Annotated in this window: 24 protein-coding genes; 12 read left to right on the top strand and 12 right to left on the bottom strand. The window is 63.8% G+C overall.

What is annotated here, in order from left to right; genetic code table 11:
- Positions 1–462: 462 nt before the first annotated feature.
- Together ACFOSU_RS04285 and ACFOSU_RS04280 are read right to left on the bottom strand one after the other, a co-directional pair.
- Positions 463–645, bottom strand: a complete 183-nt coding sequence (locus ACFOSU_RS04285) for a CsbD family protein (RefSeq protein WP_380686805.1) — start codon at positions 643–645, stop codon at positions 463–465.
- A gap of 216 nt (positions 646–861) precedes the next feature.
- Positions 862–2,331 carry a PAS domain S-box protein gene (locus ACFOSU_RS04280; RefSeq protein ID WP_380686803.1) on the bottom strand — a complete coding sequence of 490 codons (1,470 nt, stop codon included), beginning with the start codon at positions 2,329–2,331 and terminating at the stop codon, positions 862–864.
- A 197-nt stretch (positions 2,332–2,528) separates the two neighbouring features.
- Here ACFOSU_RS04280 and ACFOSU_RS04275 point away from each other — a divergent pair, with 197 nt between their 5' ends.
- From ACFOSU_RS04275 to ACFOSU_RS04260, 4 genes are all read left to right on the top strand, one after another.
- Positions 2,529–3,113, top strand: coding sequence for a histidine phosphatase family protein (locus ACFOSU_RS04275; RefSeq protein WP_380686801.1), 585 nt, complete (start codon positions 2,529–2,531; stop codon positions 3,111–3,113).
- Positions 3,114–3,180: 67 nt separating this feature from the next.
- Positions 3,181–3,963 carry a class I SAM-dependent methyltransferase gene (locus tag ACFOSU_RS04270; protein ID WP_380686799.1) on the top strand — a complete coding sequence of 261 codons (783 nt, stop codon included), beginning with the start codon at positions 3,181–3,183 and terminating at the stop codon, positions 3,961–3,963.
- A gap of 117 nt (positions 3,964–4,080) precedes the next feature.
- Positions 4,081–4,914 carry an alpha/beta fold hydrolase gene (locus tag ACFOSU_RS04265; protein ID WP_380686797.1) on the top strand — a complete coding sequence of 278 codons (834 nt, stop codon included), beginning with the start codon at positions 4,081–4,083 and terminating at the stop codon, positions 4,912–4,914.
- Between the two features lie 33 nt (positions 4,915–4,947).
- A complete protein-coding gene (locus tag ACFOSU_RS04260) occupies positions 4,948–5,577 on the top strand; it encodes a nitroreductase family protein (RefSeq protein ID WP_380686795.1) in 630 nt (209 codons plus the stop codon).
- Here the strand turns inward: ACFOSU_RS04260 and ACFOSU_RS04255 are convergent.
- The 6 genes from ACFOSU_RS04255 to pcaB all read right to left on the bottom strand — a co-directional run bounded on the left by ACFOSU_RS04255 (position 5,574) and on the right by pcaB (position 12,038).
- A complete protein-coding gene (locus ACFOSU_RS04255) occupies positions 5,574–6,491 on the bottom strand; it encodes a mechanosensitive ion channel family protein (protein ID WP_380686793.1) in 918 nt (305 codons plus the stop codon). The two genes, ACFOSU_RS04260 and ACFOSU_RS04255, sit on opposite strands and share 4 nt — an antisense overlap.
- 105 nt (positions 6,492–6,596) lie before the next feature.
- Positions 6,597–7,757: a mandelate racemase/muconate lactonizing enzyme family protein gene (locus tag ACFOSU_RS04250; RefSeq protein WP_380686791.1), complete on the bottom strand. Its 1,161-nt coding sequence runs from the start codon at positions 7,755–7,757 to the stop codon at positions 6,597–6,599.
- A gap of 23 nt (positions 7,758–7,780) precedes the next feature.
- The gene (locus ACFOSU_RS04245; protein WP_380686789.1) at positions 7,781–8,869 is read right to left on the bottom strand and encodes a TRAP transporter substrate-binding protein; all 1,089 of its coding nucleotides are present in this window, start codon (positions 8,867–8,869) and stop codon (positions 7,781–7,783) included.
- Between the two features lie 4 nt (positions 8,870–8,873).
- A complete protein-coding gene (locus ACFOSU_RS04240; protein WP_380686787.1) occupies positions 8,874–10,151 on the bottom strand; it encodes a TRAP transporter large permease in 1,278 nt (425 codons plus the stop codon).
- A gap of 45 nt (positions 10,152–10,196) precedes the next feature.
- The gene (locus ACFOSU_RS04235; RefSeq protein ID WP_380686785.1) at positions 10,197–10,670 is read right to left on the bottom strand and encodes a TRAP transporter small permease; all 474 of its coding nucleotides are present in this window, start codon (positions 10,668–10,670) and stop codon (positions 10,197–10,199) included.
- A gap of 36 nt (positions 10,671–10,706) precedes the next feature.
- Positions 10,707–12,038 carry a 3-carboxy-cis,cis-muconate cycloisomerase gene (gene pcaB, locus ACFOSU_RS04230; RefSeq protein WP_380686783.1) on the bottom strand — a complete coding sequence of 444 codons (1,332 nt, stop codon included), beginning with the start codon at positions 12,036–12,038 and terminating at the stop codon, positions 10,707–10,709.
- 180 nt (positions 12,039–12,218) lie between these two features.
- Between pcaB and ACFOSU_RS04225 the strand changes: the two genes are divergently transcribed.
- From ACFOSU_RS04225 to ACFOSU_RS04215, 3 genes are all read left to right on the top strand, one after another.
- A complete protein-coding gene (locus ACFOSU_RS04225) occupies positions 12,219–12,965 on the top strand; it encodes a GntR family transcriptional regulator (RefSeq protein WP_380686781.1) in 747 nt (248 codons plus the stop codon).
- Between the two features lie 97 nt (positions 12,966–13,062).
- Entirely contained in the window at positions 13,063–14,337 is a 1,275-nt protein-coding gene (locus tag ACFOSU_RS04220; RefSeq protein ID WP_380689155.1) for a putative DNA modification/repair radical SAM protein, read from the top strand.
- Positions 14,337–15,839, top strand: coding sequence for a UdgX family uracil-DNA binding protein (locus tag ACFOSU_RS04215; RefSeq protein ID WP_380686779.1), 1,503 nt, complete (start codon positions 14,337–14,339; stop codon positions 15,837–15,839). The genes ACFOSU_RS04220 and ACFOSU_RS04215 overlap by 1 nt, the downstream gene beginning before the upstream one ends.
- 22 nt (positions 15,840–15,861) lie before the next feature.
- Here ACFOSU_RS04215 and ACFOSU_RS04210 read toward each other — a convergent pair whose 3' ends face one another.
- Positions 15,862–16,464, bottom strand: a complete 603-nt coding sequence (locus ACFOSU_RS04210; RefSeq protein WP_380686777.1) for a LysE family translocator — start codon at positions 16,462–16,464, stop codon at positions 15,862–15,864.
- 116 nt (positions 16,465–16,580) lie between these two features.
- Here ACFOSU_RS04210 and ACFOSU_RS04205 point away from each other — a divergent pair, with 116 nt between their 5' ends.
- Both ACFOSU_RS04205 and ACFOSU_RS04200 read left to right on the top strand, forming a co-directional pair.
- Entirely contained in the window at positions 16,581–17,975 is a 1,395-nt protein-coding gene (locus ACFOSU_RS04205) for an aminotransferase-like domain-containing protein (protein WP_380686775.1), read from the top strand.
- Between the two features lie 90 nt (positions 17,976–18,065).
- Positions 18,066–18,623, top strand: a complete 558-nt coding sequence (locus ACFOSU_RS04200; protein WP_380686773.1) for a DUF2058 domain-containing protein — start codon at positions 18,066–18,068, stop codon at positions 18,621–18,623.
- Between the two features lie 167 nt (positions 18,624–18,790).
- Here ACFOSU_RS04200 and ACFOSU_RS04195 read toward each other — a convergent pair whose 3' ends face one another.
- Positions 18,791–19,042 carry a hypothetical protein gene (locus ACFOSU_RS04195; RefSeq protein ID WP_380686771.1) on the bottom strand — a complete coding sequence of 84 codons (252 nt, stop codon included), beginning with the start codon at positions 19,040–19,042 and terminating at the stop codon, positions 18,791–18,793.
- Between ACFOSU_RS04195 and ACFOSU_RS04190 the strand changes: the two genes are divergently transcribed.
- Positions 19,035–19,715: a DsbA family oxidoreductase gene (locus ACFOSU_RS04190; protein WP_380686769.1), complete on the top strand. Its 681-nt coding sequence runs from the start codon at positions 19,035–19,037 to the stop codon at positions 19,713–19,715. The genes ACFOSU_RS04195 and ACFOSU_RS04190 overlap by 8 nt on opposite strands.
- A gap of 113 nt (positions 19,716–19,828) precedes the next feature.
- On the top strand, positions 19,829–20,476 hold the full coding sequence (locus tag ACFOSU_RS04185; protein ID WP_380686767.1) for a hypothetical protein: 648 nt from the start codon (positions 19,829–19,831) through the stop codon (positions 20,474–20,476).
- Between the two features lie 32 nt (positions 20,477–20,508).
- Here ACFOSU_RS04185 and ACFOSU_RS04180 read toward each other — a convergent pair whose 3' ends face one another.
- Positions 20,509–20,688: a hypothetical protein gene (locus ACFOSU_RS04180; protein ID WP_380686765.1), complete on the bottom strand. Its 180-nt coding sequence runs from the start codon at positions 20,686–20,688 to the stop codon at positions 20,509–20,511.
- A 220-nt stretch (positions 20,689–20,908) separates the two neighbouring features.
- Between ACFOSU_RS04180 and ACFOSU_RS04175 the strand changes: the two genes are divergently transcribed.
- Complete coding sequence (locus ACFOSU_RS04175) at positions 20,909–22,666, top strand: alkaline phosphatase family protein (protein ID WP_380686763.1); 1,758 nt, start codon at positions 20,909–20,911, stop codon at positions 22,664–22,666.
- Between the two features lie 64 nt (positions 22,667–22,730).
- On the opposite strand, the gene ACFOSU_RS04170 is transcribed toward ACFOSU_RS04175, so the two are convergent.
- Positions 22,731–23,996 (bottom strand): mechanosensitive ion channel family protein, encoded by a 1,266-nt coding sequence (locus ACFOSU_RS04170; RefSeq protein WP_380686761.1) that lies wholly within the window; start codon positions 23,994–23,996, stop codon positions 22,731–22,733.
- Positions 23,997–24,144 lie beyond the last annotated feature (148 nt).

The raw sequence follows: 24,144 nt of genomic DNA, 5'->3' as shown, positions 1-24,144 counted from the left end.
CAAGGCGCCGCGAGTGCGGTGTAGTCAGCCTACACAAGCGAGTGGTAGCGCTGGATTGCGGACAAATGGCCGTTGTCCCGAAGGGTTGGGCCTAAAATTGCGCCATGCGGCGTTGCTCACCTTGATCGTGGCCTACCACGACCGGCGGCTCGCGCCTTGCCTGGCGCAATTTCAGGCGCCAACGCGGCGCCCGTATGAAACGGCAACAGGCCCTAGCGTGCCAGACAGCAGAAAACCGGGCGTCGGCTGACGCCGCCGTCGGTGTCGGGCGGCTTGCGTTGGCCACCACACCCGGCCGCAGAGGTCGGCGCCCTGAAAAATCCGGCCGGGATGAAGGGCTCATACCGGACACGAGCGGCGGTCACCACCACGCAATCGCCGGCAAGCGAGGGGCGGAAGGGCCGCTTTCGGATACAAAAAAGGCGCGTCGGTGACCCGACGCGCCCACTGACTAGGCGCGGGTCACTTGGCGACGTCGCGCGCGGTGTCCTTGACCTTGCCGACCTTGTCGCGGGTCTTGCCCTTGTTCTTCTCGACACGGCCCTCGGCTTCGGTTTCGTGGTTGCCGGTCACCTTGCCGACCTGCTCCTTGATCGAACCCTTGACCTCTTCGGCCTTGCCCTTGATGCGTTCCTTGTCAACCATGGTCGTACTCCTTCAAAAGACGATGACGGTGTCCGGGCCGCCGGCGGCTGGGGCCCACTCGCATCGCAGGGGGTACGATGGTCGGGCCTGGCGCCGTCCGGGGCGCCGGGCGAACCCTGTGGTTCACGATTCGAACTCTAGGCGTGGTGCGGGGCCGGCAACAGACTGAAATGCACTACGCCGCGTAGTACATTTGGACCGGCGTGGCCGGTCGGCTCAGGCTGTAGCGTCGCCCGGAAAACCGCGCTCGCGGGCCCAGATGATCACGGCGCCACGCTTGTGAACATCAAGCTTGGAATAGATGGTGGCGACGTGGTTGCGCACCGTGTGCAGCGATAGCGACAGCGTATGGGCGATCTGCTTGTCGGCCTGGCCGCGACAGATCAGCGCCAGCACTTCCTGCTCGCGTGCGGTCAGGTCCGATAGCGCGGGGCCGTCCTCGGGCACGGTGTTCTTGGAAGCGCGGATATTGGCCAGTTTCTCGATCACAGTGTGGCTGAACCAGGACGTATCGCGCATGACCGCCTCGATCGCGCCCAGCAGTTCGGCCTCGGAACGCTTGCGTTCACTGATGTCCTGAAGCACCACGAGCACGCAGTCCTGGCCGTGAATGGTGACGCTGTCGGCCGACAGCAGGCAGTCGATCGGGCTGCTGTCCTGGGTCAGCGCCTGCAGTTCCAGGCCGCGAACCCTGCCGTGCTCGCCCAGCTGGGACGACAGATCGAGCTCGCCGAGCAGCGACAGCGCCTGGGCCGATTCACCGATCACCTGGTCGGCGGTATACCCGAACACGCTGCCGAAAGAGTCGTTGATGTCCTGGATCTCGAAGCGGTCCCGGTCGAGCACGAGGGTGGGCACCGGCGACAGCCGGAACGCGGTGGCGAAACGCTCCTCGCTCTGGCGCAGGGCCGCCTCGGCCACGCGGCGCGGCTCCAGATCCATGAAGGTGAACAGCATGCAGGCGTCGTCGCCGATCTCGATCGGCTGCCCGGCGACCACGACCAGTTTGGTCGTGCCGTCGGGCAGCGACAGCGTGGCCTCCATCTGCGGAATGGTACGGCCCTCGGTGAGCCGCTCGATGGCCAGATCGCGCTCGCTCGAGGCGGCGAACACGTCGATGGCATAGACCGACTGATCGAGCACGTCGTCGCGACGATAGCCGGTCATGTCGATGAAGCCCTGGTTGACCCGCAGATAACGCAGGTTCGACAGCCGACAGATCAGCGCCGGCGCCGGATTGGCGTTGAAGGTGCGTTCGAAGCGCTCCTCGGCAGTGAACCGCTCGGTGGCGTCGTCGATCATCAGGGCCAGGCAGTCGGTCTGCCCATCGGCGTCGGTGAGGATGCGCCCGCGCAGCTGGTGGGTGCGCTCGATGTCGGGCGCACCGCGCGGTTGCACGCGTACCACGACGTCCTCGAAGATCTCGCCGGCCAGCAGCCGATCGATCGGGTACTGATTGGGCTTGAGCGCATGGTTGTTGCGATAGGTCAGCGTGAAGCGCCGGCGATAGCCGGCCGCGGTGCCGCCCAGCGCGGCCATGTCCGTTATGTCGTGCATGGCCAGCGCAGACTCGTTGGCCCACAGGATGCGCCGATCGGGATCGATCAGGATGATCCCTTCAGACAGCCCGGCCACGATCTGCTGGAGCTGACGACGGTCGGTGCGGCGGGGCGTCGGTGTATTCACGGCGGGCCGGAGTGGCGCGGGCAACGCACCCGCGGGCCCAGTTTCGGTGCAAACGCCGCGTTTGACCAGACGGCCGGCGCGGTGGCCGCCCGTTTCTGTTCGGGAATCGCGACCGGGGCGGGACAGACGAAAACGCGGATTACAGGCCGCCTGCAATCGCTGTAATGTCAGGGTTCACGAGCGAAGGGTGATAACCGATGTCGCGATGTTCCGCCGGGTGTTGGTTTGCGCTGCTGGTCTCGGCATCGGTCTGGATGCCGTTCGGCGGGGCGTGGGCCGCGGATGATAACGCCGCGCTTTGGCGCGGATTGGCCAATGGCGACTATGTCGCGCTGATGCGCCACGCCAGCGCGCCCGGCTATGGCGATCCGGAAGATTTCACCCTGGGTGACTGCGCGACCCAACGCAATCTTTCCGCGGCCGGTCGCGCCCAGGCCAGGGCCATCGGCGCGCGCTTCCGGGCCCATGGCATCGATGCCGCGGTGGTGCGCTCAAGTCAGTGGTGTCGCTGTCTGGATACGGCGCGTCTGCTCGATCTGGGCGCGGTCATCGCCACGCCCGCGCTCAATTCGTTCTTCTCGAACCGGGCACAGGGTGCGGCGCAGACGGAAACCGTCCGCGCGCTGCTCGCCGAGGCGGGCACCAGACAGCCGACGGTGCTGGTGACGCACCAGGTCAATATCACCGCGCTCAGCGACGTGTTTCCGGCCTCGGGAGAAATCGTGGTGCTGCAGCCGTCGGCTACGGCGCTGGATGTGGTCGGCAGGATCGCGCCGCCCTAGACAGAGGCTGGCGCGCAGGTTTCAGGGCGGCGCACACTGGCGCTGTCCTCGTTCACAGGAGTTGTCCATGCGTCCAATCGTTTTCGTTCTGTCCCTGGCTTTGTTATGGCCGGCAAGCGTGCTGGCTGCCACGAACGCATCGCCCGACGAGGGCAACGCGAACGACGCGATCAGCGCGGCGCTGGCCGATCCGGCCCGTAGCGACGACGCGGACGACGATGCCCGCCGCAAGCCCGGCGCGGTCCTGCGTTTCGCCGGTCTGGAACCCGGCCAGAAAGTGCTCGAACTGATTCCCGGCGGCGGATACTGGACGCGTATCTTCAGCGCCGTGGTGGACAAGCAGGGCCATGTCTACGAACTGATTCCGGACGAGGTCGCCAGCGCCCACCAGAGCATGGTGCCGGCGATCCTGGAGATCATCGAGGACCGCCACTACCGCAACGTCAGCCTGTTGCGCCAGCCGGCCGCCGAACTGAGCACGCCGGAACCGGTCGATCTGGTGTTCACCGCGCAGAATTATCACGACTACATGAACATGCTGCCAGTGGACCCGAAAGCCGATGCGGTCAGTCTCGATACGCAGGCCTTTGCGGCGCTCAAGCCCGGCGGCGTGTTTCTGATCACCGATCATGTGGCGGCGCCGGGCGCCGGCGTGAGCCAGACCGATACCCTGCATCGCATCGAGCCGGCCGTCGTCAAGGCCCAGGCCGAGGCCGCCGGTTTCGTTTTCGAGGGCGCCAGCGATGCGTTGCGCAACCCCGACGACAGCCACGACAAGAAGGTGTTCGATCCGTCGATCCGTGGCCACACCGATCAGTTCATCTACAAGTTCCGCAAGCCGATGCAGTAGACGCAAGCGATCGGCTTGTGTGGCGCCGGCGTCCGGCTGAGCGCATCAAGCGATCCTTGTGTTGACCGCCGGGCGTCGCCACCTTTTTACTTTGGCTTACGAAAAACGAGATGAACCATGGCCTTTGTTCAGGTTGCCACCGAAAACAACGCCCCCGTCGAACTCTATTACGAGGACTACGGTTCCGGCACTCCGGTTGTTCTGATTCATGGCTGGCCGTTGTCCGGCCGTTCCTGGGAACAGCAGATCCCGGCGCTGATCGACGCCGGCCACCGCGTGATCACCTACGACCGCCGTGGTTTCGGGAGATCGTCGCAGCCGTGGAACGGCTATGACTACGACACCCTGGCTGCCGATCTCAACACGCTCATGGAACATCTCGACCTGCGCGACGCCACGCTTGTCGGCTTTTCCATGGGCGGCGGCGAAGTCGCCCGCTATATCGGTCGTTATGGCACCGATCGCCTGGCCCGGGCTGTGTTGGCGGCCGCCGTGCCGCCGTACCTCTACGTGAGCGACGACAACCCGGACGGCGGCCTCGACGACGCCACCATCGAACAGTTCGAGAACGGCGTGAAGAGCGATCGGCTCGCGTTTTTCGAGGATTTCGCGACCAACTTCTTCTCCACCGAGGAAGGCGGTCTTCTGGTCAGCGAGGCCAGCCGCCAGTATCACCGCGATATCGCCTGGTTCGCCTCGCCCAAGGGCACGCTCGATTGCATCGCCGCCTTCGGCAGGACCGACTTCCGGGACGATCTCAAGAAATTCGATATCCCGACGCTGGTGATTCACGGCGACGCCGACGGCATCGTGCCCTTCGAGGTGAGCGGCAAGCGCTCGGTCGATGCAATCGCCGATTGCTCGTTGACCGTCATCGAGGGCGGCCCGCACGGTATCAACGCCACCCACGCCGACGAGTTCAACACGGCGCTGGTGGATTTTCTGCGCTAGCCGTCGCTGCGATCTGCGTAGGGAAGAGCACAGGTGACGAAAGACGACCAGAGCCAGCCCGCGCACCGAGGGGCGCTGGCCGATCTGGTGGAACGACGGCGCAGCGTGCGCGACTACACGCCCGCGGATGTGCCGGCAGCGGCCTTGCAGCGGTTGTTGCGCAATGCCCAGGGTGACTCGCAGAGCGATGCCGGCGGCTGGCGCAACGCGCCCTCGGCGCATGCGCTGTATCCGCTGGAGTTGTTCGTCATCGCACGGCGCGTGACCGACGTCGAAGCCGGACTCTATGCGATCGAACGCGAACACGGCCGACTTGCCAAACGACTGGGAACCATTGAGCCCGGCGCGCTGCTGGCCACCTCGCTGGCCGACGACGAATGGCTCGAGTCCGCGGCGGTCGTGATTGTCGTGGCGGCCGATCAACAAACAGCGCGCGCACACTTCGCCGATCAGCAGCCCGACGGTCGGCGCGGCGACCGCTATGTGGATATCGAAGCAGGCGCCGTCCTGCAGACCCTGCACCTGAGCGCCGAGGCCGAGGGCCTGGGCGGCGTCATCGTCATGGGTTTCGATGAATCGGCGCTGGCGCGGCAGCTGATGTTGCCTGCCGAGCGTGCGCCGGTGGCCCTGTTCTGTCTTGGCGTGCCCGCGGGCGAAGTCTAGGGCTGATCCGGTTCGCTCGTCGCCGAACCGGCCAGCGATAGCGGTTCCTTGAAAGTGAGGGTGCGGTAGGGGAAGGGGATCTCGATGCCCGCGGCATCAAGCGCGGTCTTGATCGCCACCACCACCTCGTGGCGCGAGCGGCGTGTACCCAGCGGCGTGGAATCACACCACCAGGTCACCTCGATATCCATACTGCTGTCGCCGAACCCCTGGGCGAAAATCTGGACCGGCTGACCGTCGACCACGGTTTCGCAGTTGGCCACGACCGGTTCGATCACGGCGATCGCCGCCGCCAGGTCTTCGTCATAGGCCACGCCGGTCATGATGGTGATGCGTCGTATCGGCCGGTCGGTGAGAACCTGGGTGGGGTTCTGGAACAGTACCGTGTTGGGCACCAGCAGCAGTTCGCCGCTGGTCTTGCGAATCGTGGTCATGCGGATGTTGATCTGCTCGACGCGGCCGAGGATGTCGCCGCACTCGATGAAATCGCCGCTCTCGAACGGGTATTTCCACAGCATGAGCATGCCGGCGAAGAAGTTCTCGAAGGTATCGCGGAACGCAAACCCCACAGCGACCGACAGCAGGCCGAGCCCGCCGAGCGCCTTGGCCGGCGACAGGCCGGGGAACACCACGACCGCAGCCAGCATCAGCCCCACGGTCCAGATCGCCAGCGACAGCAGCCGGTCGACCAGTCGATGCAGTGATGCGCGGGCACGCGGACCCACGAGCGTGCGGGTCAGATAACCGCTCAACCAGGCCACGCCCCAGGTCAAAAGCAGGATGAACAGACCCAGGCCGATAAAAGGCAGGTGAGCGATGAATTCGCCCCATACCACCCACAGCGAGTCCGAGATGGTGCCAACGATCTCGTTGACGGTATCGGGCGCGGCGGCAGCCTCGGCTTCGGTCGGCATGAGTAATCCTGCGGCGGGCCGCCTGAAATCACGAGATAGCGATTCTCGTCATTGTTAAGCCGTAAAGCGCGCGTTGGCAACTGGCGCCAGGTGGGGCGCGGCGCGTCAGAGCAGGTCGCGGAGAAACTGCCAAAGCTGCGACTTGAGCTCCAGGCCTATGCCGGGTATCTCGGGCAGACGCACAACGCCTTTTTCGACACGAATACCGTCGGCGAAGCCGCCCAGTGGCTGGAACACGCCGGGATAGGATTCGTTGCCGCCCAGGCCGAGACCGGCGGCCAGGTTGAGCGACATCTGATGACCGCCGTGCGGGTGAACCGCGCGCGGCGACCAGCCGTGCGCGTGCATCAATTTCAGCGTCTTCAGGTAGTCCGGCAAGCCGTAGGACAGGCCGCAGTCGAACTGCAGCACGTCACGGTCCGGGCGCATGCCGGCGTAACGCAGCAGGTTGCGTGCGTCGGCCGAGGAGAACAGATTCTCGCCGGTGGCCAGCGGTAGCGGCAACGTCTCGGCAAGTACGGCCTGCAGGCGAAAATCCAGAGGATCGCCGGCTTCCTCGTACCAGCGAAGATCGTACTGAGACAGCGCTCGGCCGTACTCGAGCGCGGTCGCTAGGTCGAAGCGGCCGTTGGCGTCCACGGCCAGCGCGTTGGGCGACCCCAGCACGTCGATGGCGGCTTCCACGCGTTTCATGTCGGTGGCCAGCGGTGCGGCTCCGATCTTGATCTTGGCCGCGGTGTAGCCGAGGTCGATGTAGCCGCGTATTTCGTCGGCCAGGCTGCTCACGTTGTCGTCGCCGCGGTAATAGCCTCCGGCCGCGTAGACGGCCACGGTCTCGTCGGCGTGACCGTCGCGATAGCGGTTGGCCAGCAACTGCCACAGGGGAAGTTGTTCGGCCTTGGCGCGCAGGTCCCAGAGCGCCATGTCGAGGGTGCCGAGTGCGACCGCGCGCTCACCGTGGCCGCCCGGTTTCTCGTTGGCCATGGCGATATCCCAGCAGCGAAACGGATCGATCAGTCCCGTTTCGTCGCGTAGCGCGTCGGGCGATGCGGCACGCAGACGCGGCAGAAAACGCTCGCGCAGCAATCCGCCCACCGACCAGCGGCCGATCGAGCCGAAGCCATAGCCGACGACAGGTTTGCCATCGCGAACCAGGTCGCTTTCGATGGCTATCACGCTGGTGGTCAAGCCGGCGAAGTCGACCACGGCGTTCGCGCCCGGCGAACTGATCGGCAGGTCCTTCTCTACGATACGTTTTATTTTCATGGCAGGCTTGTTTTTGAATCAGTTCAGTTATTGCTAGGCGGCGTGGCCGGTGCGGCAGCGCGAATTTCGGCGCCCAGGCCATGAGTCGCGGGCCAGATCGCTTCCAGCTCGTCGATGTGATCGGCAACCTGGTCGCTGAAAGCCTGGTGCTGAGCGGAGGTGATATGCACGACGGTCATGCCGTTGTCCTCGAGACGCTTGGCGTAATCGGCGTCCATCGACCGATCGAGTTCGTTGTTGAAGCGGCCGGCATCGGCGACCGCCTGCTCTATGATCTCGCGATACGCGGGCGGCAGTTTTTCGTAGACGCGCCGGTTCATGGCCACGAACTGGGTGCCGTAGGTGTGATCGATGACGTCCATATACGGACAGACCTCGTAGAGACTGAGGTTGTAGATGTAGTCGGCCGGCAGGTCGACGGCGTTGACGACGTTGTTCTGGAGCGCGAGATACAACTCGTTGAGCGGTATCGAACTCGGCTTGGCGCCGAGCAGCCTGAAGGTCTGGGTCGCCCCCTTGGAACCGGTACGGATGAGCACGTTGGCCATGTCCTCGGGGCTGCGGATCGGCTTCTTCGAACAGAGCTGGCGTGGCAGCCGGTCCCAGGTTTGGCTGAGCAGCTTGATGTTGCGGTTTTCCAGGATGCTGGCGGCCAGGCGCTGGCCGATCGACCCGTCCAGCACCTTGTGGATATGGGCCTGGCTATCGAACAGAAACGGTACCTGCAGCAGGTTGTAGACCGGCTCGACGTAACCCAGGATGCCCAGGCCCTCCATCGCCATGTCCAGCCCGCCGAGGGCGGTCTGCTCGACCATGTCGCGGTTGCTGCCGAGCTGATTGGCCGGATAGATCTGGACAGTGATCTGGCCGTTGCTGCGCTCGCTTACAAACTGGGCGAACTTCTCGACCGCGCGCCCGCTGGGCGACTTGGACGGCGCATTGGTGCCGAAATGAAGAGTCAGGTCGTCGAGGTCGGCCAGCGGTGTCGCGGTCGCGCCATCGTCGGCTGCCAGCGCCACGGCCGGGGCGACCAGAAGCACGGAGATGATGAGCCAGCGCAGACGATGGACGCGGCGCACTGATGCAGGAGTTCGGAAAGCGGGTATGGTCATGACATCAACCCCCGTAGACGAGATGAGGCAAGGCCAGCACCAGCGACGGCACAAAAATGCCCAGCCCGATGATGGCCAGCAGAAGCAGCAGATACGGCAGTGCGCGCAGGAATACCCGCTGTGGCGGAGCCTCAGCGATCGAGGCGGCCAGATAGAGGTTGATGCCCACCGGCGGTGTCAGCGTGCCTATGCACAATGCGATGGTCACAAGCACATAGAAATGGATCGGGTCGATGCCGGAGGCATCCACCAGAGGCGCGAGCAGCGGCACCATCAGTAGCAGCCCGGCCGTGGTCGACAGAATTGCGCCGATGACCAGGGCGATCAGGATGATCACGATGAACAGCAGATTGGGGGAGCTGATGAATATATCCAGGCTCTGCGTGAGCACATGTGCGATCTGCTCGCGGGTTAGCGCATAGGTATAGACCTTGGCGCTGGCCAGAATGAACATGATCGCGCCGCTCAGGGCGGCGGTGTACCACAGCTCCGAGACGACCTGGCGCAGGTCGATCTCGCGATAGACGAACTGGCCGATGATGAATACATAGAGCACCGCGATCACCGCTGCCTCCGTGACAGTGACGATGCCCGTGATCAGTCCGCCGACGATGATCACCGGTGCCATCAACGCCCAGAAGGCGTCGATGAAGGCGTGATAGAGCTCTGACCAGTTGGATTTCTCGCCACGCGGGAAACCGGCGCGGTCGGCAATGAAATAGGTGAAGACCATGGCCATTACGATGAAAAGCAACCCAGGCAGCGCGCCGCCGAGAAACATCTGCCCGACCGAGACCTGGGCCAGCGACGCACAGATGATCATCGGAATGCTGGGCGGGATGATCGGGCCGGCGACCGACGCCGCGGCGGTGATCGCACCGGCGTCCTCGGCGGAATAGCCGTGTTTCTTCATCGCCGGAATCAGCACCCCGCCCAAGCCGGCGGTATCGGCTACCGCCTCGCCGGAGATGCCGGCGAATATCATGCTCGACAGGATATTGACCTGCGCCAGTCCGCCCTTGGCACGGCCAAGCAGTGCATTGCAGAAGCGGATGATGCGGCGTGTAATGCCGCCGTTGTTCATCAATTGACCGGCAAGGATGAACAACGGGATCGCCACCAGTACAAACGACGGCGCACCGGTCATCATCTGCTGGACGATGAGCATGCCCGGTACGTCCTGCATGAAGAAATAGAAGATGCTCGATACCAGCAGGGCGATCGCGATCGGAAAGCCGAGCGCGATCAGCGCCACCAGCATCAGCAGCACGATAAGAATCATGAAGGTCTCCTCGGTCTTGTTATTTTTAAGTCGGCCAGCTTGGGTTTACGGCTGCGTGGCAGGGGCGTCGCGTCCGGCCAGCAGATCGACCAGGTGACGGAGCTCGAACAGCAGGTAGCAGAAGAAGCCCACCGGGATGGCGCCGTAGAAGAACGCATAGGAAATCTGCAGCTGTTCGCTGTAGAGCGACTGATTGAACAATGCCAGGCGCACACCGCTGTAGACGACGTAGATGCTGGTAATCACGACCACGACGCTGATGGCGATCGACAGACGACGTGCGTAGTGCGCCGGCAACAGGCTATCCACCAGATCCATGGCCATGTGTCGGCGTTCTGCCGCTGCCACGGCAATGCCCACGAAACTGAGCCATACCATCAGTAGATGCGATATTTCGGCGGTGGAGAACAGCGGCGAGCCCAGCGCATAGCGCATGAATACGTTGGCGCCCAGCAGACTGATCAGCGCCACGATCAGCAGCGCGCAGAACTGCTTGAGTCCAAGAAGGAAAAGTGTCATCTCGAATTCCCCTGTGTATGGGCCGCGGCGCGGTATTCAGCGCGGACAGTTGATTACGCGATCGACCATCGACGGCGCCTGGCCGAGATAGTTGGCCGGATCGGTCAGTTCGGCGATACGCTGGCTATCCAGATGCGTCGTCACGCGGGCCTCGGCTGCCAACGCGTCGGCCAGCGGCAGCTGTTGTTCGCTGGCGCGGCGACAGGCGCTGTAGACGATGTCGTGTGCGGCCTGGCGACCTGTGTGATCGGCCAGCGCCATCATCACCGCCTCGGCCACGATCAGGCCGTGGGTCATATCAAGGTTTGCGGCCATGCGCTGGGTGTCTACCTCGAGGCCGGCGAGAGCAAAATTGGCCTGGGCCAGTGCGCCAGAGGTCAGAACGAAGCTTTCGGGAATGGCGATCCATTCCGCCTGCCACGGGCCGGTGGCACGCTCGAAATCCTGAATTGACGCGTCGAGCATCAGCGCGCCGTGCTGGCGCACGCTTTTGGCGGCAGAGCAGATGATCTCGCAGGAGATCGGATTGCGCTTCTGCGGCATGGTGCTGCTGGCGCCGCGGCCGGGCACGAACGGTTCGAATACTTCGCCGAATTCGGTGGCCATCATCAGCATCACGTCCTGGGCGATCTTGCCCAGCGACGCAGTGACCAGACCGAGCCAGTGTACTGCTTCGGCCAACGCGTCGCGCGCGGTGTGCCAGCTGATGGACGGCTCGCCCAGACCGAGTTCGGCCGCGAGTCCTGCCTGGACATCAAGTCCCCGATCACCGAGCGAGGCCAGCGTGCCGGAAGCGCCGGAAAACGCCACCACTTCGAGGCGCGGGCGCAGCTGCTCGACCCGCTCGATATGGCGATCGAACATGGACAGCCACACCGCGGCCTTGTAGCCGAAGGTAATCGGCAGCGCATGTTGAAGATGGGTGCGCCCGGCCATGGGCGTGTCGCGGTGGGTACGTGCCATATCCGTCAGCGTCGTCCGCAGCGTCTCGATCTCGGCGACGACCAGATCCAGCGCGTCGCGCATCTGCAGGATCAACGCGGTGTCCATGATGTCCTGCGTGGTTGCGCCCCAGTGCAGATAGCCACCGTTTTCGCCGCAGTGCTCGGCGAGTTGCTCTACCAGCGGCAGAATCGGATAGCCGACGTTCTCGGTGTCGTGTTTTAACCGCGCCAGATCCAGCAGGTCGTAGCGCGCAGTGTCGGCGATCGCCTGCGCGGCCTCGCCGGGGATCACGCCCAGTTGTGCCTGCGCGCGGGCCAGAGCGGTCTCGACACGGATATAGCATTCGATCTGATTGCGATCGGCGAAAATCGCCCGCATCTGCGGCGTACTAAAGCTGTCTTGAAAGAGATATGAGTCGCGCACCGGGCCACCAAATGTACAAACTAATAAAAATGTACGTACATTAATAATGGAGAGCGATAATGGTGTCAACACGCGTGCGCAATCCGCGGATGGGAAGCGGGCCGTGCATGTCACCGTTGCGCGTTTGGACACAAACCGGGATCGTGACCGTCATGAACATTGTTATCCCCTGGATCGCGCATGGCCGAAGCTAGGTATCAACGGGTCGCACGCGCCCTGATCGGCGCGATACGTGACGGCCGCTATCCCGTCGGGTCGCTGCTGCCTGCGGAAGTGGCACTTGCCCAGCACCATGGCGTCAGTCGGCAGACCGTGCGCAAGGCGATCGAGCAATTGCACCAGCAGCACCTGGTTACACGGCGTGCGGGTATCGGCACGCGGGTACAGGCGCCCGCTCAGTCGTCCGGTTATCGGCAGCAGCTGTCGTCGATAGACGATCTGGTGCAGTTCGGTGAGACGCATCTGCGGCGGGTCGAACGCATTGACAGCCAGGTCATCGATATCGCCACGGCCGAAGAGCTCGATTGTCTGCCCGGGTCGCGTTGGCTGTGTATCGCGACCCAGCGGTTGGACATGAGCGAACAGCCGCCGCAGCCGGTGTGCTGGACCGACAATTTCATTGATCCGGCGCATTCGGATATTGGCGAGCAGGTTCGTCGCGAGCCCGATACGCTGATCTGCGTGTTGATTGAACGCAGCTACGGCCGCCGAACGCTCACGGTCAATCAGAACGCCAGTGCCACGGAAATGCCCGTCGATGCGGCCGCGATATTGGGCGTACCCGCGGGTTCACCGTGCTTGCGCGTGATCCGACACTATCTCGATGAGCTCGATGATGTGTTCATGATCACGCGTACCTACCACGCGAGCGAGCGCTACAAACTGCGTTCGACGCTGCGTCATACGGTGAACGAGCCTCTCTCATGACGTGTTCCCGTGTCTGAAAAGGGCGGCACGCGGCGGTATGTCATCGGTTTTTTCACCGATTGAATCCGAAACCGACACCGCTGTATATATATGCAGCATGGAGCTGCTCAAGAAACTCGAGATACTGGCGGACGCCGCCAAATACGATGCGTCGTGTTCGTCCAGCGGGACCAGCCGGCGCTCGTCTGTGGGCGGGCGTGGCGTTGGCTCGTCGGAAGGGTCGGGCATCTGTCATGCCTATGCGCCGGACGGGCGCTGTATCTCGCTGCTCAAGATTCTGCTGACCAATTTCTGTATCTACGAATGCGCCTACTGCATCAATCGCAATTCCTCGAATGTGCAGCGGGCGCGTTTCAATACGAAGGAAGTGGTCGATCTCACCCTGGATTTCTACAAGCGCAACTATATCGAAGGGCTGTTTCTGAGCTCGGGTGTGATCCAGTCGCCGGATTACACCATGGGCCAGCTGGTCGAAGTGGCGCGTTCACTACGGCTCGACCACGACTTTCGTGGTTATATTCATCTCAAGACCATTCCCGATGCCGATGGGCAGCTGCTCGCCGATGCCGGGCGCTTCGCCGATCGGTTGAGCATCAACGTCGAGCTGCCGACGCAGATCGCGCTCGCCGATCTGGCGCCGGAGAAGGACCACCGCACCATCAAGCTGTCGATGGCCCGTATCCGCGCGCGCCAGGACGAATACGCCGAACAGCGTCGCGAGGCCCGGCGCATCACCAACGCCGCGCCGCGCAAGATCGCGCCGCCGCGTTTTGCCCCCGCCGGCCAGTCCACGCAGATGATTGTCGGCGCGGAACCCTCCACCGACGCGCAGATCCTGTCGACCACGGCCAATCTGTATTCGGCGTACAAGCTCAAGCGCGTCTATTTTTCGGCGTTCTCGCCGATTGCCGATGCCAGCGCGAGGCTACCGGCGCAGCGGACCTCGCTGGTGCGCGAGCATCGGCTGTATCAGTCCGACTGGTTGATTCGTTTCTATGGCTATCGGCACGACGAGATCACCGCCGGCTCCGATACGGCCGCCGCCGCCGGCATGCTCGATCTGGATCTGGACCCGAAGCTGGCCTGGGCGTTGCGCAATCGCGGTTATTTCCCGGTCGATCTCAACCGGGCCGCGCGCGAGCAACTGCTGCGGGTGCCGGGCCTGGGGGTGAAAAGCGTGAACAAGCTGCTCAAGATTCGTCGCTGGCAGAGTATTCGGCTGGAGGACCTCGTGGCGCTGAGGGCCGGGGTTAAAAAAGCGATGCCGTTCGTGATCTGTGCCAATCATCATCCCGGACTCGGCGATATCGACAGTGATCGGCTACGGGCTCGTTTTGCGCCCCCGGCCCGGCAGCAGGCGTTTGCGTTCTGATGGAGCAGCCGTCCCTGTTCGATGAGGTCACCACCGGTGATGCGCGAGCGGTGGCGTCGTTCGTCGCCGATTTTCGCGGTTGGCAGGCGGCGGCCCGTGCCCAGCTGTTGGCAGAAACGCCGCCCGAGGCCGTGTGGTGGCAGCCTGTGTCGGCAGGCGAGGCGAAGGCCTTCCCAGTCACGCCAGCGGATACGGGGCCACGCGTGCCGAAAGCGTTCGTCGGGTTGGCGCGCGCGGCGAGCTGTCATTGCAGCCCGGATCGCTGGGCGCTGATGTATCAGCTGCTCTGGCGGCTGACGCACGGCGAGCGCCATCTGTTGCAGCTCGGCGGCGACCCGCAGGTCGCGCGTATCACCGCCTATGCCAAGGCGGTCCGCCGCGACGTGCACAAGATGAAGGCGTTCGTGCGCTTCCGGGCGGTCGCCGAGACCGATGCGCCGGACGGAGAGCCGCGTTATGTCGCCTGGTTCGAGCCCGAACATTTCATCGTGGCTTATGCCAGCGGCTTCTTCCGGCGCCGTTTTGCCAATATGCGCTGGTCGATTCTGACCCCGTATGGTTGCGCCCACTACGACGGCCCGGACATGAACAACGGCGCGGTGTGGTTTTCGCCGGGCACCGACAAGAGTGCCGCGCCCGACGACGACGTGCTCGAGGATGCCTGGCGGACCTATTACCGCAGCATCTTCAATCCAGCGCGGGTGAAGATCCGTGCGATGCAGTCCGAAATGCCGGTCAAATACTGGAAGAACATGCCGGAGGCGCAGTTGATCCCACAGCTGCTGCGCGACGCCGATCGGCGCGTGGCTGCCATGGAGGACGAGGTCGGGACAACGGATGCGCTGCAATGTGGCCCGCGCCCGGCCACTCCCGACGCGCACCACGCCGAGGCCGTGGCACGAAGTGCGGCGGACTCGCTCGAACGGCTGGCCTTGCAGGCCCGCACTTGCAGGCGCTGTCCGCTCTGGGAGCCCGCGACGCAGACTGTTTTCGGTGAAGGCCCGCGCGATGCACGGGTGATGATCGTGGGCGAGCAGCCGGGTGACGCCGAGGATCTGGCCGGGCGACCGTTTGTCGGCCCGGCCGGTCGCTTGCTCGACCGTTCATTGGCCCAGGCGGGTATCGACTGCGACGCGCTGTATCTGACCAACGCGGTCAAGCATTTCAAGTTCGCCCCGCGTGGCAAACAGCGCCTGCATGTGCGGCCGGCCGATCCCGAAGTGTTTGCCTGCAAGTCGTGGCTGGACAACGAAATCGATCTGCTCGATCCGGCGCTGATCGTGGCAATGGGCGCCACGGCAGCGCAGGCGCTGCTGGGCAGGCCGGTACGCATTACCCATGAGCGCGGCACGATCGTGCAATCAGCGCACGGCGGGGGCCGCCGGCGGATACTGCTCACGGTGCACCCCTCGTATCTGCTGCGCCTGCCGGACGCCGACGTGGCCGCACGTGCATCGGCGCAGTTCACCCGTGATCTGGCCCAGGCCTGCGACTGGCTATGAACGCGGCGGCTGTGCGTCGGAATCAGTAGAGGATGAAGCCCACGCAGGCCGCGGTCATCGCGCCCATCACGCCGTTGAAGATGCGCCACGAGCGGGCGGTGGTCAGGCGTCTGGAAATGGCGATACCGAAGCCGGCCCAGAACGAGATACAGGGAAAGGCGATCAGTTCCATGAGCACGGCCAGCGCAAACGCGTTGAGCCAGAGCGGCCCGTGTTGCGGCAGAAAACTCGCCATCAGCGTCAGTCCCATGACCCAGGCCTTGGGGTTGGCGAACTGGAACAGTGCCGCCTGCCACAGGGTGAGCGGCCTCGAATCGCCGTCGTGGGCGACCGCGGGCGGCGGCGCGGAGGCGATCTTCCAGGCCAGAAACAGCAGATAGAGCGCGCCGACCACGCGCAGCACCTGCTGCACGATCGGAAAGCGCTCGAATACGAGGCCCAGGCCCAGTGCTATGGCCATGAACAGCACCAGGCAGCCGAGCATGATGCCGATGATATGCGGCAGGGTGCGCCGGTAACCATAAAGTGCGCCCGAGGCGGTGAGCATGACGTTGTTGGGCCCCGGCGTCGCGCTCATCGAGATCGCAAACAGCATCACGGAGAACAACCAGCTTGCGGACATCATCGGCGTATTCCCAAAATCCTGAATGTATGGGTACAATTGTAAAATAATCTAGATTCGATAGAGACAATTCGAGGCTCTACTATGCGGTTCAAGCTGTCAAAGAATTTATTGTCACCATGACAATGTGGGTGCCCACGCTATCCGGCTCGGGTTCGCGCTATCGCCAGCTGGCGGACGCGATCGAGGCCGCCGTCGGCAGCGGTGAGCTGGCCGCCGGCGAGAAGCTCACGCCCCAGCGGCGGCTGGCCTACGCGCTCGGCGTGACCACGGGAACCATTACCCGTGCCTACAGCGAAGCCGAACGGCGCGGTCTCGTCGAGGCGCGGGTCGGCAGCGGCACATTCGTGCGCGCCAGTGGCGGGTCGGCGGCGTTCACTCATGTACAGCAGGCGTCGGAGACGCCCGGTCTGGTGGACCTGAGTCTGTCGCTGCCGCCGCCGTATCCGGGCCGCACGGCGGGGCTCAAGCGCGCGATCGCGGCCGTGCATGATGACGAGCGCATGCTCGCGCATGCGGTAGCCTATCAGCCCGAGGATGGTCTGGCCGCGCATCGTGAATGTCTCGCGGCATGGCTGGCCAAGCTCGGCCTGCCGATGCCGGCATCGGAACTCGTGGTCAATCAGGGCGGCATGCACGGCATCTATCTCACGCTGTCCGCCTTGTGCGGGCCGAATGCGCGGCTGGCCGCCGAAACCCTGAGTTATCCGGGCCTGATCAGCGCTGCACAGCAGCTGGCGTTGCGGACGGTTTCGGTGCCGTTCGACGCGCACGGCGTCGACATCGAGGCGCTGGCGCGCCGTTACGATCGTCAGCCGTTTCGGGCGTTGTATCTGATGCCCGATCATCACAATCCGACCACCACACGGCTCAGCGAAGAGCGGCGTGTCGCCCTCGTAGCGCTGGCCCGGGCACGCGACTTCTGGCTGATCGAGGACGGCGTCATGCATCTGCCGGCGCCACAGCGGGGCACGCCGCTGTATCAGCTGGCGCCGGAACGCACGGTCTATCTGTTTTCAGTGTCCAAGATACTGGCCGGCGGGCTGCGCACCGGGGTGATGCGCGTACCCGAATCGCTGGGCGCGCGCGTGCGTGCCGCGATCCGGGCCCAGAGCTGGATGCCGCCGCCGTTGATGGCGAGCCTGGTCTGCGAATGGATCGCCAACGGTGACGCCGATCGGCTGCTGGCCTGGCAGGATGCCGAGCTGGGGCGGCGCCAGGCGCTGGCCGCCGAACGGCTGCACGACGTCGATTTCGTCGCGCGGCCCGGAGGCTTCTTCATATGGCTGCCGTTGCCCAGCGGATTGCGCGCGGCGCCGATCGTGGATCAGCTTGAGCAACTGGGCGTGCGCGTGACTGCGGCCGAGGCCTTCTGCGTGGGCAGCGAGCCGGCGCCGCAGGCCGTGCGCGTATGCCTGAGCGCGGCCCGCGACCTTGCCGCGCTGACGCAGGCCCTCGACCATATTCGCGCGGTGCTGTTACGGCCGGATCCGGCGCCCTGGCGTACGCTTTGAACATCGCTGCCCTTGTATCGGTAATTCCTGCCAAACTGGCACCCTGAAATCGGGCTCAGGCCCATACAATCCAAATACGCTCTAATTTCGATGTCCAAATCACTCCAGGAACAACTGCTGGCCAGCGGCGTTGCCAAGCCCAAGCAGGCGAAAAAAGCCAAACGCGAAAAGGTCAAGCGCGACCAGGCCGCACGCCGTGAGGGTAAGACGCCGGCGGAAAAACAGGCACTGGCCGACGAGGTGGCTCGGGCCGAGGCCGCCAAGCGCGAGCGTGACCGGCAGCTCAACGCGTCACAGAAAGCCAGGCGCGAGGCCCACGAGCGCGACCAGTCAGTGGGCCAGATCATCGAACGCAATCGCGTGAAGGCCGGCGCCAAGGGTGAAGATGGTGTGGCCTACAGCTATACGATCGGCGCCAAGATCCGGCGTATCGAAGTCAGCGACGCTCAGCGCCGCGATCTGGCCGACGGGCGTCTGGCCGTGGTTCGGCATCGCGAAGTGGCATCGCTGGTGCCCCGCGCGGTGGCCGAGCGTCTGCAGACGATGATTCCCGACCAGATCTGGCTGATGAGTAAAGCGACCGACGAGGCCGTGGATCCGGATGACCCCTATGCCGCCTATCAGGTACCCGACGATCTGATGTGGTGATCGCGGCCTGGCCGTGTCGCCCGAGCTTGTGGTCGATGCCGGTCGGTGCGTAAGCCGGTACTTCCAGATACGCCGATACTCGCGCGCATAGGTCGAATGAACGTACGAGACTGCACGGTGGCGACACGGCCAACGTGAGCCTTTTGTGTGACCCGATAAAGGCTGCTCTACGCGATGGCGCAGGCGCTGATCGGTATCGATCCGGTTTTCAAGGCAAAGGTCGAGTCCGACGCGTTCCAGTAGGTGAAAATATCACGGCCAGCTTTTCTGCCGTCGATCTCTAAGACGCGGTCGTAAAACGGCTCAACGCCCATTATTCCAAGCTCGACAGCTAGGCCCAGGCCCCGGTCCTGATGCGGCTTGGCGAGGTCGCTGTTGAAACAGTGGGTCGCGGCCGCCACTGTTGATGCAATGCCCAATCAATCGACCGCCATGACCCATACGCTCAAGATCGATCTCGTCTCCGATGTCGTGTGCCCCTGGTGTGCGATCGGCTACAAGCGCCTGCAGCAGGCCATCGAACTGCTCGACGGTGAAATCGACGTCGAGATCGAATGGCATGCGTTTCTGCTCAATCCGGACGTGCCGCCCGAAGGCACGCCGATTCTTGAGCATCTGATGCACAAATACGGCAAGAGCGAAGCCGAGATTCGTGCCAATCAGCAGATGATCGTGGAGACGGCGCAGGAACTGGGGCTGGATTTCAGCCATGCCACCGATCGGCGGTCCTGGAACACCTTCAACGTGCATCGCGTGCTGGCCTGGGCCAAGGAACACGGCAAGTACACCGGCTTCAAGCTGGCGCTGTTCGATGCCTACTTCGGGCAGGCCAAGAACCCGACCGATCCGGCCCTGCTCAAGCAGATCGCCGGCTCGCTCGATCTCGACCGCGAACAGGTCGACGTCATTCTCGGCTCCGATCGCTACGCGGAAGAAGTGGAGCGGGAGCTTGCCTACTACCGCAGTGCCGGCGTGTCGTCGGTGCCGTCCTTCGTGGTCGAAAACCAGTATCTGCTGGCCGGCGCGCAGGATCCGCAAACGTTGGCGAACGCATTCCGTGAGATTGCCTCGAACACGGCGGTGGCTGGATAGCGATCCGATATTCGCGCGTCGCCCGGCATGACCGGCGGCGCGCGCCCATGCGCTGATCAAAACCCGTATGCTCTGAGCACGATTTCACGGCGCGCCCGCGCGGGTGAGAAGGCATGGCGAAAGACGACGGCAAGCGCGAACGCTTCGGGCTGTTCGGTCAGGTCACCAATCTGACCGTCAATCTGTCGAAAGCAGCGGTGACCAATCTCGCCACGCGTGCCGGCGGGCTGACGCTTCGTATCGGTACCACCTTCATCCTCAGCCAGGCGCAGCTACGGTTGTTTTCGCCGGAGCAGCGGGCATGGATGCAGCGCGCGGGCGCCGCGATTCAGGATGCCCGGGCCGCCGCCGGCATGTCGGTCGACGACCTGGCCGCGGCGCTGGACATGGAAGACAAGACCGTGCTCAAGGCGATGGAGCAGGGCTCGGCGACCGTGTCGTTCGAGCTGATTCTGCGGCTGACGTCGCTGCTCGCGCGCAATGACCCGATTCCGTTTCTGATCAGTCTGGTGCGTGGTTTCAACCCGCGCCTGTGGGCCTTGCTCGAGGACTGGGGCATTGGCCGATTGCCGACGATGATCGAACGCGACCGCAAATGGATGAATATCTACCGGGGCAACGATGCGGCGCGCCAGCTTTCGGAAGCCGATTTCGATCACGCCATGGCGTTCTGTCGCAGCGCGCTCGAGATGGCGGTCCAGTTCAAGACGAACAGCGAGCCGCAACCCGGCGAAACGGACCAGGACGCCCCACCGGGCTGACGCGCCGAGTCGGCCGCTATAGTGACGCGCTGCTACCAGAAGATCGACAGCGGAATGATCCAGATGCTCGACCGCGCCGAATTCATGTCGGCGGCGCGGGTGCCGTAGAGCTCCGCGCTCTTGCGCGTCATCATGTCGACGTCCGTTCGCGCACGCCGGCACCCCGGCACGGCCGTGATCGCCGTCGTGGCGGCGATGGCTTCAATGGTCATGGCGTGCGCCCCGCGAATCGGCTTGTGTGCAGCGGTGCATCGCGCCCGGTCTCGCTTTTACCCGTGTTTTTCACTTATTGAATCCAGCGGAGCGCAAATCGGCGCTTCGCCGGCGGTTCAGGTTGGTGCTGTTAAGATTCTGCAAACAAATCAATAAACGACACGTTCCGTACCTGACCACGACCGGGCGATGTTGTTATCGAACTGGGGTTGAACGTTGATGTCGAATACGAGAACGCGGGCCAAGTCCGCGCGGCGGGTCTGTCTACGTCTGTTGTCGCTGTCCATCATGGCCGCCGGGTTGTCTGGCTGTGCCTGGCAGGCGGCGAATTTCTGGGTTGCGGGCCAGCAGGTCGAACTGCGCGAGACCGATCCGGATGAACGGCCGGCACCGCTGGACAACCCCAAGTTGCTCATTCTCGCGATTGACGGTATCGATCGGCACCTGCTCTACGACATGCTCGAGGCGGGGGAACTGCCCGAAATGGCGCGGCTGCTTGGCGATCAGGGCGAAGACGATTTCGCCCACGCCTATTTCCGCGACTCGCTGGTCAGTGTGCTGCCGTCGTCGACGGCGGTGTCCTGGGCCACGATGGTGACCGGCGTAAACCCCGCCGAGAGCGGTGTGGCAGGCAACGAGTATTTCGTACGCAACACCGGTCAATACGCGGCGCCGGTACCGGTGACCATCCACGATGCGACCCCGGTGTTCAAGACCTATACCGATGGCTATGCCAACGCTCTGCTAAAGGCGCCGACGATCTACGAGCGCATGCGCGAGACCGACCCGGGCGTGCGTGTCTGGGTCGGCATGCATCAGTACTACGCCGGCGCGGATCGGCTGATCCTCACCGATCGCACCGCCATGCTGGAGGCGTTCCAGAGTCTGTTCGCCGAGCACGTGGCCGGCCAGCTCACAGGCAAGGAGTCGCTGTCGCTGTTTCGCGAACTCGACGAGGAAGTCATCGAGAACATGGAAGAAGTGCTCGAGGACGAGCCGCCAGCCGACGTGATCACCATCTACATGCCGGGGCTCGACCACTACGCCCATATTCATGACGCCGACCCCGACACATCGCGCCGCGACTATCTCGAGAAAGGGCTCGAACCCTTGATGGAAGAACTGCGAGAAACCCTCGACGATGTGGGCGCGCTCGACGACCGCTATGTAGTACTCACCTCCGACCACGGCCATACCGGCGTCGAGCACGACGACGCGCATTCGCTGAGCACGGACGGCAAGGGCGAGCCGGCGCAGGTGCTCGAAGGGGCCGGCTTCACCCTGCGGCCGTTCGAACTGGACGTCGACGACGACGTGTTCTTCGACTCGGTGCTCGCTTATCAGGGCGCCATGGCTTACGTCTACATCGCCGATCGCACGACCTGCGCGACCCACGACACACCCTGCGACTGGACCCGGCCGGCGCGTAGCGAAGATATCAACAGCGCCGCCGAGGCGTTCTACCGCAATAATATCGACGGTCTGCTCGTGCCCGAGATGCGCGGCACGCTGGACATGATCCTGGTGCGTACCGGCGAGTCGGACGCAGCCGAAGGCGATGTCTTCGAAGTCTATGTCGGCGACGGCAAGACGCAGCCGCTGGCGGCTTATCTGCAGGCGCATCCGCACCCGACCTATGTCGATATGCCACAGCGCATGCGCGATCTCACCGTGGGACCGTACGGGGATCGAGCCGGCGACATCATTCTCGTCGCCCACAACGGCGATCGCGAAAGCCCGGAGCAGCGCTATTATTTCGCGCCGCTCTATCATTCCTGGCACGGTAGCCCGTCGCATCGCGACTCGGATATTCCGCTGATCGTGGCCAACCGATCGAGGAACCGCGCCGAGATAAAGCGAATCGTCGACGGCGTGTTTGCCGGCCGCAACGACCAGCGCCTGATCGCCGACGTGATCCTGCGGCTGCGCGCGGGCGAGCCGGGCGATGCGCCGCGCGAGAGCGCCAGCACGGACTGACCCGGCAGGCGTGCCAACCTTTTGATGCGCCGCGCCCGGTCGAATTCCAGACGGGCTGCAGCGCTCAGGCGGGTTCTTCGCCCCCGTCTGTGCTATCGGTATTGGCGGCAATCCGCAGCGGCTGCTCCGGTACGCTGCGATGCCAGACATCCATCTGCGGAAACGCGATGGTGATGTCGTTATCACGGAACGCGGCGTCGATGGCGAAATTGAGGTCCGAGATCACGATATAGCGTCGGGTTACATCGCGCACGAAACAGCGCAGCTCGAAATCCAGCGTCGAGTCGCCGAAGTTGCGAAACAACGCCATCGGTCGCGGCACGCCGGCCACGCCGTCGCTGATCACCTCGTTGTGATTTTTTGCAATCTCGATCAGCAGTTCCTGGGCTCGCCGCACGTCGCTGCCGTAGGCGATGCCGACCGTACAGATAATGCGGCCGTAGCGATCGCGCAGGTTCCAGTTCTTGAGGTGATTGGTGATCAGCTCCGAGTTGGGCACGATCACGGTGATGCGCTCCAGGGTTTCGATCTCGGTGCCGCGAATACGCACGCGCCGCACGAAGCCTTCGGTTTCGCCTACGGTCACATAGTTGCCGCGCCGGATCGGCTGCTCGAACAGCAGGATCAGGCCCGAGACGAAATTGTTGACGATGTTCTGCAGGCCAAAACCGATGCCTACCGACAACGCGCCGGCAATCAGTGCCAGCTTGGACAGATCCAGCCCCGCATAGCTGAGCACGGCAAGGGTCACGATCACGAACAGCACATAGCTCGTGATCGTGGCGATCGTCTCGCGGGTATGGCTCTCGAGCGGCGTGCGTGCCAGCCACTGGTTTTCCAGACGCGCGGTGACCCAGCGGATCAGCCCGGCGGCGATCACCAGAATCATCGCCCCGAGCAAGACCTGCGCGGGCACAATCTGCAGCTGGCCGATCTTGAATCCGGTCCATGCAAAATGCTGGAGCAGATCGAAGCTGGTCTTGGACAGCCCCCAGATGTGGAGCAGCAGCATCGGCAGCGACAGCCAGATCAGCAGATGCACGAGCGCAGCGAACAGATCGGCTTCCCGGAAGCGCTCCTCGGCCTCGACGTGCAGCATGCGCCGAAGGCGCCGTTGCCAGGCATAGCGACCCTCGTTGAGGCCGTCCGCAAAGCGGTCGATGGCGCGGCTGGCCAACCAGGCAGCAAGCACGGCCAGCAAGGTAGCGGCGACCTCGCGAATCGGCAGTCCCTCGATCTCGCCCGGTCGGAGCCAGTCGAAAATCGTCAGCCCGCCGGCGAGCAGCGTGGCGGCGATCAGTAATATGGTGATGAAGGTATAGCGGCCCACGCCTGTATCGACTCCCCTGATCCGTGGTGATCCTGACTTGCGCTATTACTAGCACGATTATCGTATGCGAGGCGCGTGCCGCTCACTGCCCGGGCCATAAAGCCGTAACGCCGATTGTCGCGACGGCTTCATCAATTCACCGACCGTT

Source organism: Salinisphaera aquimarina (assembly GCF_042643355.1).
In the GTDB taxonomy this organism is placed as follows: Bacteria; Pseudomonadota; Gammaproteobacteria; order Nevskiales; family Salinisphaeraceae; genus Salinisphaera; species Salinisphaera aquimarina.
Note: the sequence above shows the minus strand (reverse complement) of the source record. Positions and strands in the feature narration are given on the sequence as shown.